Annotated in this window: 8 protein-coding genes; 6 read left to right on the top strand and 2 right to left on the bottom strand. The window is 72.6% G+C overall.

The window, feature by feature from the left end; all coding sequences use genetic code 11:
- The first annotated feature begins 31 nt into the window (after nt 1-31).
- Entirely contained in the window at nt 32-1,807 is a 1,776-nt protein-coding gene (locus U5911_RS00595) for a M3 family oligoendopeptidase (protein WP_336034384.1), read from the top strand.
- A gap of 112 nt (nt 1,808-1,919) precedes the next feature.
- On the opposite strand, the gene U5911_RS00590 is transcribed toward U5911_RS00595, so the two are convergent.
- Together U5911_RS00590 and U5911_RS00585 are read right to left on the bottom strand one after the other, a co-directional pair.
- Complete coding sequence (locus U5911_RS00590) at nt 1,920-3,161, bottom strand: DUF418 domain-containing protein (RefSeq protein ID WP_336034382.1); 1,242 nt, start codon at nt 3,159-3,161, stop codon at nt 1,920-1,922.
- 161 nt (nt 3,162-3,322) lie between these two features.
- A complete protein-coding gene (locus tag U5911_RS00585) occupies nt 3,323-5,101 on the bottom strand; it encodes an acyl-CoA carboxylase subunit beta (RefSeq protein ID WP_336034381.1) in 1,779 nt (592 codons plus the stop codon).
- Nucleotides 5,102-5,379: 278 nt separating this feature from the next.
- Between U5911_RS00585 and U5911_RS00580 the strand changes: the two genes are divergently transcribed.
- The 5 genes from U5911_RS00580 to U5911_RS00560 all read left to right on the top strand — a co-directional run bounded on the left by U5911_RS00580 (nt 5,380) and on the right by U5911_RS00560 (nt 12,962).
- Nucleotides 5,380-5,952, top strand: a complete 573-nt coding sequence (locus tag U5911_RS00580; protein WP_336034380.1) for a peroxidase-related enzyme — start codon at nt 5,380-5,382, stop codon at nt 5,950-5,952.
- A gap of 218 nt (nt 5,953-6,170) precedes the next feature.
- On the top strand, nt 6,171-7,379 hold the full coding sequence (locus tag U5911_RS00575) for an MFS transporter (protein ID WP_336034379.1): 1,209 nt from the start codon (nt 6,171-6,173) through the stop codon (nt 7,377-7,379).
- A 66-nt stretch (nt 7,380-7,445) separates the two neighbouring features.
- Nucleotides 7,446-8,717: a calcium-binding protein gene (locus U5911_RS00570; protein ID WP_336034377.1), complete on the top strand. Its 1,272-nt coding sequence runs from the start codon at nt 7,446-7,448 to the stop codon at nt 8,715-8,717.
- Complete coding sequence (locus U5911_RS00565) at nt 8,714-11,281, top strand: right-handed parallel beta-helix repeat-containing protein (RefSeq protein WP_336034376.1); 2,568 nt, start codon at nt 8,714-8,716, stop codon at nt 11,279-11,281. Before U5911_RS00570 ends, U5911_RS00565 begins: the two co-directional genes overlap by 4 nt.
- A 250-nt stretch (nt 11,282-11,531) precedes the next feature.
- Nucleotides 11,532-12,962 (top strand): MATE family efflux transporter, encoded by a 1,431-nt coding sequence (locus U5911_RS00560; protein ID WP_336034375.1) that lies wholly within the window; start codon nt 11,532-11,534, stop codon nt 12,960-12,962.
- The last annotated feature ends 88 nt before the right edge of the window (nt 12,963-13,050 follow it).

The following is a 13,050-nucleotide window of genomic DNA, read 5'->3' as shown; positions in this document are numbered from 1 at the left end:
GACTACCGACTCGCGGCCCACGAATCCACGAATGTACGACGCACGCGACGACGTCCCCGAACCGCACCGCTTCGACCTGACTCCCGTCTTCGACTCGCGCGCCGACTGGGCCGACGCCGCCGCCGAACTCGCGTCGGCCGTCGACGCCTTCGACCTCGACCGGCCGCTCGCCGAAGTGCTCGCGGCCTTCGAAGCCCTGTCCGCTCGCGACCACCGCCTCCGCACGTACGCGGACCTCCGCGCCGACGTGCGGACCGGCGACGACCGGCGGCAGGCCGACCGGTACCGCGCGGAGTCCCTGCACGGCGACGTGATGGCGCTCCGGGACGACGTGGAGCGACGCGTCCGCGACGCCGACGTCGCGCCCGACGACCCGGCGGTCCCGCCGCGCTTCGAGCGCTACGTCGCCGACGTCCACCGGCGCGCGGACCACGCGCTCGACCCGTCTGGCGCCGACGTCCTCGCCGCGCTCGAGGACGTCCTGGACGCGCCGGAGCGCACCCACCGCGCGCTCGTCGACGGCGACTTCCAGCCCCCCACGATCGACGTCGACGGCGACGAAGTGGCACTGACGCGCAGCGAGCGCTCGCGCGTCCAGCGGACCGGCGACCGCGACGTCCGGCGGCGCGCGTTCCGCGCGGTCCGCGACGAGTTCGTCGCGCGCCGCGAGACGCTCGCCGCGACCCTCGACGCGATGGCGCGCCGGAACGTCCGCGTCGCCGCCCTCCGCGGCTACGACAGCGCGCTCGACGCCGCGCTCGCCGGCGACGACCCCTACGTCGCCTGCCGCCCGCAGCAGCGCCTCCCCAGGGGCGTCTACGACGCGCTCGTCGGCGGCGTTCGCGCGAACCTCGCGCCGAAACACCGCCTCGAACGCGTCCGGCGGGACGCGCTCGGCGTCGACACCCTGGAGCCGTGGGACCGCAACGCCGCGCCGCTGGACGGCGACGCGCCCGAGTACGAGTACGCCGAGGCCCGCGACCTGATTCTGGACGCCGTCGCGCCGCTCGGCGACGCCTACCGTCGCCGCGTCGACCGCGTCTTCGACGACCGCCGAATCGACGCCTTCGACTACCCGGGGAAGACCGAGCGCGGCGCCGGCTACGCGACGCACGCGCCAGACGCCGGGTCGTTCGTGCTCGCGCGGTGGAACGGGTCGCTGGCGCACGTGTTCCTGCTCGCGCACGAACTCGGGCACGCCGTCCACGCGTCGCTCGCACAGGACGCCCAGCCCCACGCAACCGCCGGCATCCCGGCCCCGCTCGCGGAGCTCCCGAGCAAGCTCCACGAGGTGCTGCTCGCCGACCACCTCCTGGCGTCCGCGAGAGGCGACGAGCGCACCGCGGTCGCCGCGCGCGCCGTGCGGAGCGTCGGCGCGAACCTCTTCTTCTCGGCGCGCTGGGCGGCGTTCACCCGCGAACTCTACGAGCGGGCCGCTGACGGCGACCGCCTCACCGCGGAGTGGCTGGACGAGACCTACGGCGACCTGTACGCGGAGTTCGTCCCGGCGCTCGAGGCCACCGACCGCCTGCGAGCGGGCTGGACGACCGGCCTCTACGCGGTTCCGCTCTACCACCACTGCCCCTACATTCTCGGGACGGCGGGCGCGCTCGCAGTCGCGGACGGCCTCGGCGACGAACTCCGGCCAGCGGACTACGTAGGGTTCCTCGAAGCGGGCACGTCGGCGCCCGCCGTCGACCGTCTCGAGGACCTCGGTGTCGACGCCACCAGTCGGCACGCCGTCGCCGACGCAGTCGCCGCCTTCGACCGGTACGTCGACGCGTTCGCGGCGGCCGCAGCGGAGTGAACCGTCTCCGGGGGAGCCTCCGTCCTCGCGTGGGCCGGACCAGTGTTGCCGCGTCGACGCGTCGCGGTCCCGGCGCTAGCGGTGGTCGCCGACGCCTTCCGCGCGGACTGACTCAGTCGCCGGCCGCGGACGCGTCGTCGCTGCGCCTGAGCGGCTGGCGCTCGCCGTACGTGAGGGTGCGCCACAGCCACTCCAGGGGCCCGTACCGGTACCGCCGGAGCCACGCCACGGACAGCACCACCTCCACGGCCCAGATGGCGACGACGACGCCGAGCGCTTCGACCCTGGTGACGCGCCCGAACAGGCCGAGGCCGTGCCCGTAGAAGACGGTCGTCGCGACCACGCTCTGGAGGATGTAGTTGCTGAACGCCGTCCGGCCGATGGCCGCCAGCCCCTTCGTGACGCGGCCCCGCGGCCACTTCCGCGCGAGCAGCATCACGGCGCCGACGTACGCGCCGGCGAGCGGGAACGCCCCGAAGTAGATGAACTGCTGCCAGTAGATGCCGGCCCGCGGCGTCCAGCCCGCCGCCTCGACGTACGCGACGCCGGCGACCAGCGTCGCGACGCCGACGACGCCCCCGACGGCGACCAGCAGCCGGTAGAACCGCGCCGACCGCTCGTTCGTCAGCACGCCCCACTTGAACAGCGCCATCCCGACCATCATCGAGCCGGCGGTCCGCCAGGCCGTCGCGCCGAGGTAGCTCGTCGTCTGGCGGTTCCAGGCCGACTCCGCGCGGTGGTCGAACTGCTCGAGCCAGCCGCCGCGGTACGTCTCGACCTCCGCACGGAGCACCGACTCGGCGGGCCGCCACGTCGCCGCGAACGACGACAGGTCGCCGTACGTCGCGGTCAACACCTCGGCGACCGACGGCACCACGAAGAGCGCGGCGCCGACGGCGGCGAGGAACCTCGCTGACTCGTCGCGCACGAACACGACGAACACCGCCGTGACGCCGTACGACACGAGGATGTCGCCGTACCACAGGAGGTAGGCGTGGGCGACGCCGAACACGATGAGCCAGAACGACCGGCGGTAGTGCAGGCGCAGTGTCGTCAGGTCCTCGTCGAACTTCCGCGTGAACAGCAGGAGGCTCGCGCCGAACAGCATCGTGAACAGCGTCAGGAACTTCCGCTCGGCGAAGACGTGCCCGACGAACCACGCCCAGTAGTTCGCGCCCGAGAAGTCGCCGTACACCGTCGGGTTCAGCAGGACGATCTCCGGCATCGAGAACAGCCGAATGTTGATGACGAGGATGCCCAGCAGCGCGAACCCCCGCAGGGCGTCGAGGCCGACGATGCGCTCGGACGGCGGCGTCGGCTCCGCGCCCTCGTCCGCCGCGGCGTCCTCGCTCATCCGTCGCTCCTCCCCGCGACAGCCGGCGGTCGTCGCTGTACAGCGTCCATCGCGTACTGGCCCGTCGCAGAGCCAGCACAAAAGGTGTTGCTAGGGTGCGCCGAAGCGGCGTTCTGGGGTGGTCGCTGGTGCCGCGTTCGACGGTCGGCCGCTGGCGTCGCCTAGAGGATGGTGCCGTGCTTCTTCGACGGGCGGTCCTTCTCGACGTCCTCGTAGAAGTCGAAGCGGTTCGACAGCTCCGTGCGGAGCTCGGAGGGCGGCACGATCTCGTCGATGACGGTCTCGGAGGCCATCCGGTGGACGTCGATGTCGCGGCGGTACTCCTCGCGGAGCTCGCGCTCGCGCTCGGCGCGCTCCTCGGGGTCGTCGATGTCGTCGAGCTTGTTCGCGTAGACGGCGTTGATGGCTGCCTCCGGGCCCATGATGCCGATCTCGCCCGACGGCAGTGCGATGACGGACTCGGGGTCGTAGGCGGGACCGCTCATCGCGTAGATGCCGGCGCCGTAGGCCTTCCGCACGACCACGGACTGCTTCGGGACGGTGGCCTCGCTGGTCGCGTAGATCATCTTCTTGCCCTTCTCGAGGATGGCGTCTTTCTCCACCTGGCTCCCGGCCATGAACCCCGGCGTGTCACAGAGGTACAGCAGTGGGACGTTGTACGCGTCGGACTTCCAGACGAACTCGGCGGCCTTCTCGGCGGCGTCCGGGAAGATGGCGCCGGCGCGCTCGGCGGGCTGGTTCGCGACGATGCCGACCGTCCGGCCGTCGATGCGCGCGTACCCCGTGATGATCTCCTTGCCGTACTCGGGCTTGAGTTCGAAGAACGAGTCGCGGTCGACGACGCGCTCGACGAGGTCGCGCATGTCGTAGCCGCGGTTCGGCTCCTGTGGAATCAGCCCGTCGATGCCCTCCGTGGGTTTCGCGGGCGGTTCCGCGGGCTGGCTCGGCGGCTTCTCGTCGCTGTTGTCCGGGAGGTACTGGACCAGTTTCGCGACGAGGTCGCGGGCGTGCTGTTCGTCCTCGGCGACGAGGTCCGCGCTGCCGGACTCCTCGGCGTGCACCTGCGCGCCGCCGAGGTCCTGCATCTCGATCTGCTCGCCGGTCACCATCTCCACCATCCTGGGCGAGGCGATGGCCATCGCGGACATGCCCTCCACCATCACGGTGAAGTCCGCGAACACGGGCGTGTACGCCGCGCCGGCGATGCAGGGGCCGTACATGACGCAGATCTGGGGGACGCGCCCGGAGAGCCGCGAGTGGTTGAAGTAGTACTTCCCGATGCCCTCGCGGTTCGCGAAGAAGCCGGTCTGCTGGTCGATGCGGCCGCCCGAGGAGTCCATCAGGTAGAGGACCGGCTGGCCGGTCTTGAGCGCGCGCTGCTGCATGCGGAGGAACTTCTCGACGCCGCGTTCGGCCATCGACCCCGCCTTCACGGTGAAGTCGTTCGCCATGAAGTGGACGTCCCGGCCCTCGAACTCGGCGGCGCCCGTGACGAGGCCGTCGGCGGGCAGGCGGTTGTCGGGGTCGGCGTCGTCGACGTCGGGACTGTGGGGGTGCCAGGCGTCGAAGTGCGCGAACTTCCCGTCCTCGAAGAGCAGGTCGCCGTTGCCGTCGCCGCCGTCGTCCCCGAACCAGAGATCGAGGCGGTCGCGGACGAACAGTTTGTCCTGCTCGCCGAGGCGCTGCTTGTACTTCTCCGGGCCGCCCTCGAGGATGTCGGCGATCTCCTCGCGGAGGCGCTGTTCGCGCTCGGTCGGCCCGAGGTCGTCGTCGTGGTCGGCCGCGGAACCGGTCTCCCGTTCGGGGGCGTCGTGCGTGGCGGCGGGTTCGTCGGCGTCGCCGAGGTAGACCTCGACGTCGTCGCCGACGTGCGCCGCGAGGGCGGCGGCGACGGCGGCGGCCTCCTCGCCGGTCGCGCCGGCGCCGATTCGTACCTTCATAATCGTTCGTGGCTCGGGGGGACGCAAACCGTTTTCTCTTCGGCGGCCGCGGGCCGGGCGGCCACGGAGCTTATGCCGATGTGTGCCATACGTTAGCACATGGGTCCCGTCGAACTCGCGCTCGGGCTGCTGCTCGGCGTCGTCGCCGCCGGGTTCGCGTACCTCATGCCGCGCGTGTACGCCACCATCTACCGCCGCTGAACGCCCCGCTCCGGGGCCGGCCGCGGTCGCCCAGGGGACCCCCTACAACTATGGGTTCGGCTCCCGCCGCTTCACGCATGAGCGAGGACGCCATGCGGCGGTTCCCCGTCCCGGACACCGACAGTCTCCCCGAGGACCTCCGCGAGCGCATCGCCGAGGAGACCGAGCGAGCCGGCTTCACGCCGAACGTCTTCGAGGCGTTCGCGTACAAGCCAAGTCACTTCCGCGCGTTCTTCGCGTTCCACGACGCGCTCGTCGACGACTCGCCGCTCGCCCGCGAGGAGGTCGAGATGATCACCGTGGCGGTCTCCGGCGCGAACGACTGCCTCTACTGCGTCGTCGCGCACGGCGCGCTCTGTCGCATCTACGCCGAGGCCCCCAAGCTCGCGGACCAGCTCGCCACCAACCACCGCGCCGCCGACGTCTCCGAGCAGCACCGCGCGATGCTCGACTTCGCCGTGAAGCTCACCGAGTCCCCGGAGGCCGTCACGGACGAGGACGTCCAGCGCCTCCGCGACGCCGGCTTCTCCCGGGAGGCGGTCTGGGACGTCGCGGCCACGGCCGCCTTCTTCAACCTCTCGAACCGCATGGCGGTGGTCGCGGACATGCGGCCGAACGACGAGTTCTACGCGATGGGCCGCGACCAGTAGCTCGCGGCGACTCGACGGCGGCGACGCTCCCACCGGCGACTCGACGGCGGCGACGCTCCCACCGGCGACTCGACGGCGGCGACGCTCCCACCGGCGACCTGACAGCGGACGCACTTGTTTTCGCTTCAGGGAACGCTTTTGCTCTGCACGCGTCGACGGCCTCCCATGCGGACTCCCTCCGCGGTGACGCCAGCGCTCACAGCGGGCCGTGAGTACGCGTGCTGAACGTCGGCGCCGAGCGGCCGCCGCCCGTCGTCGCGAAGTACTACCTCTACCAGGCGACTGCCACCTACGGGCTGTTCTGGCCGGTGTTCACGCTGTTCCTGCTGCGCCGCGGCCTCACGTACACGCAGATCGGGCTGCTCGGGAGCGTCTCCGCCGCCCTCGTCGTCGTCGGCGAGATTCCGACTGGCTACGTCGGCGACCGCGTCGGCCGCCGGAACAGCCTCCTCGTCGGGGCCGCGCTGATGACCGCGTCCGTGTTCGGGTTCGTCGCCGCCCACACCTTCCCGGTGTTCGCCGCGCTGTACGTCGTCTGGGGGCTCGGGATGGCGTTCCGCTCGGGCAGCGGTGACGCGTGGCTGTACGAGACCCTCGAAGAGCGCCTCGACGAGTCCGCGTTCACTCGCGTCCGCGGTCGCGGCGGGTCGGTCAACCAGTGGGTGAGCGCGGGGTCGATGCTCGCCGCTGGCGTGCTGTACAGCGCCGACCCGCGGCTGCCGTTCCTCGCTGGCGGCGTCGTGCTCGCCGCAGGGATCCCGGTCCTGCTGTCGATGCCCCAGACCGACCACCACACCGACGGCGACGCGCTCGGGGTCCGCGACGCGGTCCCGGTCGTGAAACGCCAGCTCTCCCGGCCGCCGCTGCGGTCGACGGTCGCGTACCTCGCGCTGTTCTTCGGCGTCGCGAGCGCCGCCGACGAGTACATCCAGCCCGTCGCCGTGAACGCGGTCGGCCTCCCCGAATCCGGCCTGGGGCCGCTGTACGCGGGCTTCACCGTCGCCGCGGCCGTGGCGAGCTACTACGCCAGCGACGTCGAACGCCTCCTGTCCACCCAGTGGGCGGTCGTGCTCGTCCCGGCGCTCGTCGCCGCGTTCCTGGTCGTGCCGTTCGCGCTCCCGGTCGCCGCGCTCCCAGCGTTCTTCGTCCTGAAGTCGGCCCGGTCCGCGGTCGCCCCCATCGCGAACGGCTACCTCAACGACCACGTCGACGCGGCGGGCCGGGCCACCGTCCTGAGCGCCGCGTCGATGACGTACGCGCTCGTCCGACTGCCGCTGCAGCCGGTCAGTGGTGTAGTCGCCGACGCCGCGACGCCGGTCGCGGCGCTCGCCGCGCTGGGCGGCCTGCTGCTCGTCGGCGGCGCGGGCGTGTTCGCGTGGGAGCCGCCGGCCGCTCCGACGACCGGCGACGGGAGCGCGACCGAGTAAGCGCTGCCTACCACCGCGCTCTCCCGCACCACTATATTCAAGTGCGTTACAGTAAGAGGGACGAACGTGTCTCGGCGCCCAGCACTCCGGCCCGTCGCCGTCGCCGCGGTCGTCCTCGCCGTCGTGGCGGCCGCGCCGGCCGCGGCGGTCGGGACCGGCGCCGCCGCGGCGGACGGACCGGTGGAGTCGGGCGTCCTGGGCGTCTCGATGACCGGTCCCGGCGCGGCGACGGTCGACGGCGGCGTCTTCTACGTGTGGGCGGACGAGCCCGTGACCTTCGAGGTGACTGTCGGCGACTACCTCGGGGTCTCGGACACCTACTACGCGGACTACCGCGTCACCGTGGCCGACGAGCGCGACGCGTCCCTGCACCCGACGCGCGACGACTCGATGGCGGCCACTGCCGTGACGCTGCACGAACTCGAGCGACGCACGGTGAACGTGACGGTGGACGCGGGCTCGCTGGAGCGCGGCTCCCACACGCTGTACGCGAGCATGTACGACGACGAGCCCGGGTCGTCGCCGCGCCTCGACGACGAGTCCTTCGAGGTCCGCGTCATCACGGAGGGCGGCGACCTGGACGGCGACGGCTACGCGAACGGCGAGGAGCTCCGCGGCGACACCGACTTCCGCGACCCCGACACGGACGGCGACGGCCTGCCGGACGGCTTCGAGGTCCACGAGTTCGGCAGCGACCCGACCGACCGCGACACGGACGGCGACGGCGTCCCGGACGACCAGGAGGTCCGCGAGGACACGGACTACACGCTACCGGACTCCGACGGCGACGGCCTCGACGACCCCACCGAGCTCGCCGGCGACTCGTCGCCGACCGACCCGGACGCGGACCTCGACGGCCTCACTGACCCCGTGGAACGCGAACTCGGCACGGACCCGACCGACCGCGACACGGACGGCGACGGGCTCTCGGACTTCGACGAGGTCGAGCGGTACGGGACGGACCCGACGGACGCGGACTCAGACGGCGACGGCCTCGACGACGGCATGGAGGTCGAGCGGTACGGGACGGACCCGACGGACGCGGACTCGGACGGCGACGGCATCGAGGACGGCGAGGAGGTACTGCGCGGCACGGACCCGACTGCGCCGACGGACGAGGACGACCAGAACGCGGCCGGCATCGACGGTGGGGCGGCGGACGAACACGCTGCGGACACCGGCGGTGGGGCGGCGGACGAACACGCTGCGGACACCGGCGGTGGGGCGGCGACCGGCGACGCGTCGGCGGCGCTGACGCGCGAGACGCTGGAGGGCGCCGGCCTGCTCGCGTGGCTGGTGTCTCCACAGACCGTCTACGCGCTGGTTTCGACGCTATGAACGCTCGCACGCTGACCGCGGCGGCGGTGCTCGCGCTGGTCGCTGCAGCCCTGGCCGGCGCCGTCGCGCCGGTCGGTGCGTCTTCTGGTGCGTCTTCTGGTGTGTCGTCAGGTGCGTCGGTGGGTGAGTTGTCTGGTGTGTCGTCCGGCGAGTTGTCTGGCGCGTCGCGGGGGCCCGCCGCTGCGGCGGCCGACCCGACGTACGTCGACGAGAACGTCACGTCGGACGCGACGTGGACGCGCGAGGACGGTCCCTACTTCGTCAGCGACGACGTGACGGTCGCCCGTGGCGCGACGCTGACCATCGAAGCGGGGACGACCGTGAACGTCGGCGAGGACGTCCGGATCACGGTCCGGGGGAGCCTCCTGGCGAACGGCACGGCGACCGACCCCGTCGCCATCACGACCGCGCAGCCGTCGCCGTCCGCCGGCGCGTGGGACACCATCGAGTACGACGGCGCCGGCGACTCCGTGCTGCGACTCCGGAACGCGCGCGTCGCCTACGGCCAGACGGCCGTGACCGCGACGTCCGACGCCGGCCGCGTCGTCCTCGACGGCGCGACGGTCTCCGACCACGTCCGGTCGGGGCTCCTGGCGTCCGCGCGAGCGGGCGCGCCGACGGTCGCGGTGCGGGACTCGCAGTTCACCGCGCTCGGGCAGGCCGGCGTCGAGTACGGCGTCGACGAGACGAACCCCTACCTCGAGGACGCGGGCCGGTTGACCGTCGCGGGGACGTCCTTCGAGCGGACCGGACGGTACGGCGTCGCCGTGCACGCGCGCCAGGTCGACCACGTCACGATGCGCGACGTCTCCGTCGCCGGGGTCGAGAGCGACGGCGTGCGCGTCCAGACGGAGTCGCCACGGAACCGGCCGACCGCGACGAACGACCACCGCGCGACGGACGTGTCGCTTCGCGGCGTCGCCGTCCGGGACGCGGGCGGCGCGGGCGTCCACTTCGTCGGCGGCGCGCTGCGGGACGTCTCCGTCGCCGGCGGCGAGTTCCGGCAGGTGGGTGGCGCGGGCGTCCACTTCGAGGAGGCGACGGACGCCGACGACGTCAGCGTCGAGGGGAACGTCGTCACGGACGCGGCCGCCGGCGTCGAGGCAGGCCTGGAGCGGGCCGGCGGCGGACTGCGGCACGTCTCGCTGACGGTCGCGGAGAACGAGCTGCGCCGCGCGGACGGCTTCGGCGTCGACCTCGACCTGGGGTACGTCGTCGTGGACGGCGTCGGCGTGCGGAACAACACCGTCGCCGAGAGCGGCGGCGGCGTGCGCGTCGCCGCCCAGCAGCTCGCCGAGACGACCGTCGCGGACAACGTCGTCCGCGGCAACGACGGGCCCGGCGTCGAGGCGTCGACGCTGCGCCTGCGCGGCCTCGACGTGGTCCGGAACCGCGTCGTGGACAACGAGGGCGCCGGCGTCGCCGTGAGCGCGCGCGACGAACTCCGCGGCCTCGCGGTGGCGGACAACGACGTCCTCGACAACGACGCGTACGGCGTCGACGTCGCCCTCGCGGCCGACGAACGCCGGGACGTCGGGACCAGCGCCGTGGACGCGAACACCGTGGTGGCCAACGGCGACGGCCTGCGAGTCGCCGGACCGGTCCCGGTCCGCGTGACGAACAACTCCGTCGGGCTCAACACCGCGAGCCGCGAGGGCGACGCCGCCGGTGAGCGCGCGTCCACGGGCGTCCACCTCGTGGACGCGAGCCCCGAAACGAGCCTCTCCCGGAACGACGTCTACGGCCACATCACGGGGCTGCGAAGCGCCGCGAACGGCACGGTGGACGCGAAGCACAACTACTGGGGCGCGGCGTCCGGCCCGTACCACGCGACCCTGAACCCCGACGGGACGGGCGACGCCGTGGTGACCGACCGGGGGAAGGCCGTCCCCGCGCCGTACGCCAGCGAGCCGTTCGGTCCGGTGTTCGAGCGTCCGACGCCCGCGCTGACTGCCAACGAGACCACCGTCCGGCCGGGCGACGCGGTGCGGTTCTCCGCGAGCGAGTCGACCGACGACGGGCGCGTCGTCGCGTACTCCTTCGCGGTGGACGACGCCGACATCGAGGCCCAGGAGTCGCCGACGCTCGTCCGGTCGTTCGACGACCCCGGGACCTACGAGGTCGCCGTCACGGTCGAGGACGAACACGGCGTCGAGAGTCTCGCCGCCGCGTCCGTCACGGTCCGCGTCGAAGCGGCGGCGACGACCCGGCCGACCACGACCGCGCCGTCGACGACGACCACGGAGGCGCCGCCGACCGGGACCGACGGCAGCGGTGGCGAGGACGCGCGGTCCCCACTCGACAGCCTGTTCACCGTCTGGGGCGGCCTCGGCGGCGCGTTCTACGGGCTGGGCGTCGCGCTCGGTGGATACGGCACCTACCTCTCGCTCCGCGGCCGCCGGCCGCCGTACCGCGGTCGCGTCGCCCACGCGCTCGCCGGCGCTGGCGTGCTCGCGTGGGTCGCGGCCGGCGTCCTCGTCGACGGCGCCCTGCTCACCGTCGCCGGCGGCGCAGCGGTCGCCTGGGGCGGCGTGACCGGCGCGGTGCTGGCGGTCGCGTCGTGAGCGTGTGCCGCGGTGCTAGCAGTAATCCTCTCGGTCGCTCGTGGCGGCGTGCCAACCGCGGTGCTCGGCGTCTCCCGGGGACCGGCCAGTCCCTCCCGCCCACGGACGTGGTCTCGGTTCGAAGTGCCGAATGCAGAACGCCTATGGCCGACCGGACAGTCTCTCGACGTGAGTCCTCCATGCGTCCCGTGTCCCTCGCGGCAGCCGCCGCGCCCGCCACCCGGTCCCGAGCCCGCTCGGAGGGGCGGCCGTGAGACCCCGTCGCGCGCTCGCACGGCTCCGCGCCGCGCTCGCCGAAGCCCTCGACCAGGACGACCTCGAGCTCACCGAGGGCCCGATCGCGAAGCCGCTCGTCTACCTCTCGGCGCCCATCGTGGTCACGAACCTCTTCCAGGTGGCGTACAACCTCGCCGACACGTTCTGGGTGGGCCGGTACAGCACCGAGGCGCTGGCCGCCATCAGCTTCGCGTTCCCCATGGTCTTCCTGCTCATCTCCCTCGGCATGGGGCTGTCCGTCGCCGGCAGCGTCATGGTCGCCCAGTACACCGGCGCCGGCGACGAGCGCCGCGCCGAGTACGCCGCCAGCCAGACGGTCGCGTTCGCGGTCGTCGTCTCGCTCGTCCTCGGCGGCATCGGCTACTTCGTCGTCGACGACCTCCTGGCGTTCTTCGGCGCCGCGCCCGACGTCTACCCGCTCGCCGTCGAGTACATGCGCGTCATCGCGCTCGGCCTCGTGTTCCTGTTCGGCTTCCTGATGTTCATCTCGCTGATGCGGGGGTACGGCGACACGGTCACGCCGATGGTCGTGATGTTCGGGTCGGTCGTCCTGAACATCGCGCTCGACCCGTTCCTCATCTTCGGCTGGTGGGTGTTCCCCCGAATGGGCCTGGAGGGCGCCGCGGTCGCGACCGTGTTCTCGCGCGCTCTCGCGCTCGCCGTCGGCCTCGGCGTGATGTTCACTGGGCGCCGGGGCGTCCAGATCAACCTCCGCGACATGGCCCCCGACCCCGCGTTCGCGCGGCGCATCCTCGAACTCGGCCTGCCGGCGTCAGTCGAGGGGACGGGGCGGGCGCTCTCCGTGAACCTCATGCTCCTGGTCGTCGGCCTGTTCCCGACGCCCGTCGTCGCCGCGTTCGGCATCGGCACGCGCGTGCTCTCCGTCGTCTTCATGCCGGCCATCGCCGTCGCGCGCGGCGTCGAGACGATGAGCGGCCAGAACATCGGCGCCGGCGAGTACGACCGCGCCGCCGCGGCCAGCCGGTTCGCCGCGCGGGCGATGTTCGTGTTGCTGTCGCTGGTCGGCGTCGTCGGCTGGGTGTGGGCCCGACCCGTCATCGACGTGTTCACGAGCGACCCCGAGGTCGTCGTCATCGGCATCACGTTCATGCGGTACGTCGCGCCCACGTTCGGCTTCATGGGCATCATGCGCGCCTACAACGGGAGCTTCCGCGGCGCCGGGAAGACGCTCACCGCCGCCGTCATCGCCGTCGGCACGTTCGGCGTCGTCCGCCTGCCGCTCGCGTACGGCGCCTCCAGCGTGATCGGCGCGGACGGCATCTGGCTGTCGTTCGCCGTGTCGAACGTCCTCGGAGCGGTCGCCGCGTACGCGTGGTACCAACGCGACACGTGGCGCAGCGCGGACGTCGCCCGTGACGCGACGCCGACGGCGACCGACGACTGACCGCGGCCGCCCGTGGGACGCCGGGCACACGGGCGTCTCGACGAGGGGTGCGGACTCGGGCCCCCGGACGCCTCGTCCCCGGATGTCG

The sequence above is a fragment of the Halobacterium yunchengense genome, assembly GCF_037031165.1.
Taxonomy (GTDB): Archaea; Halobacteriota; Halobacteria; order Halobacteriales; family Halobacteriaceae; genus Halobacterium; species Halobacterium yunchengense.
This window is presented reverse-complemented; position numbering and strand designations above follow the sequence as displayed.

Excerpts from the sequence above, each read along its gene's own strand:
- U5911_RS00595 (WP_336034384.1), top strand. The coding sequence starts at position 32 with ATGTACGACGCACGCGACGACGTCCCCGAACCGCACCGCTTCGACCTG.
- U5911_RS00590 (WP_336034382.1), bottom strand. The coding sequence starts at position 3,161 with ATGAGCGAGGACGCCGCGGCGGACGAGGGCGCGGAGCCGACGCCGCCG.
- U5911_RS00585 (WP_336034381.1), bottom strand. The coding sequence starts at position 5,101 with ATGAAGGTACGAATCGGCGCCGGCGCGACCGGCGAGGAGGCCGCCGCC.
- U5911_RS00580 (WP_336034380.1), top strand. The coding sequence starts at position 5,380 with ATGAGCGAGGACGCCATGCGGCGGTTCCCCGTCCCGGACACCGACAGT.
- U5911_RS00565 (WP_336034376.1), top strand. The coding sequence starts at position 8,714 with ATGAACGCTCGCACGCTGACCGCGGCGGCGGTGCTCGCGCTGGTCGCT.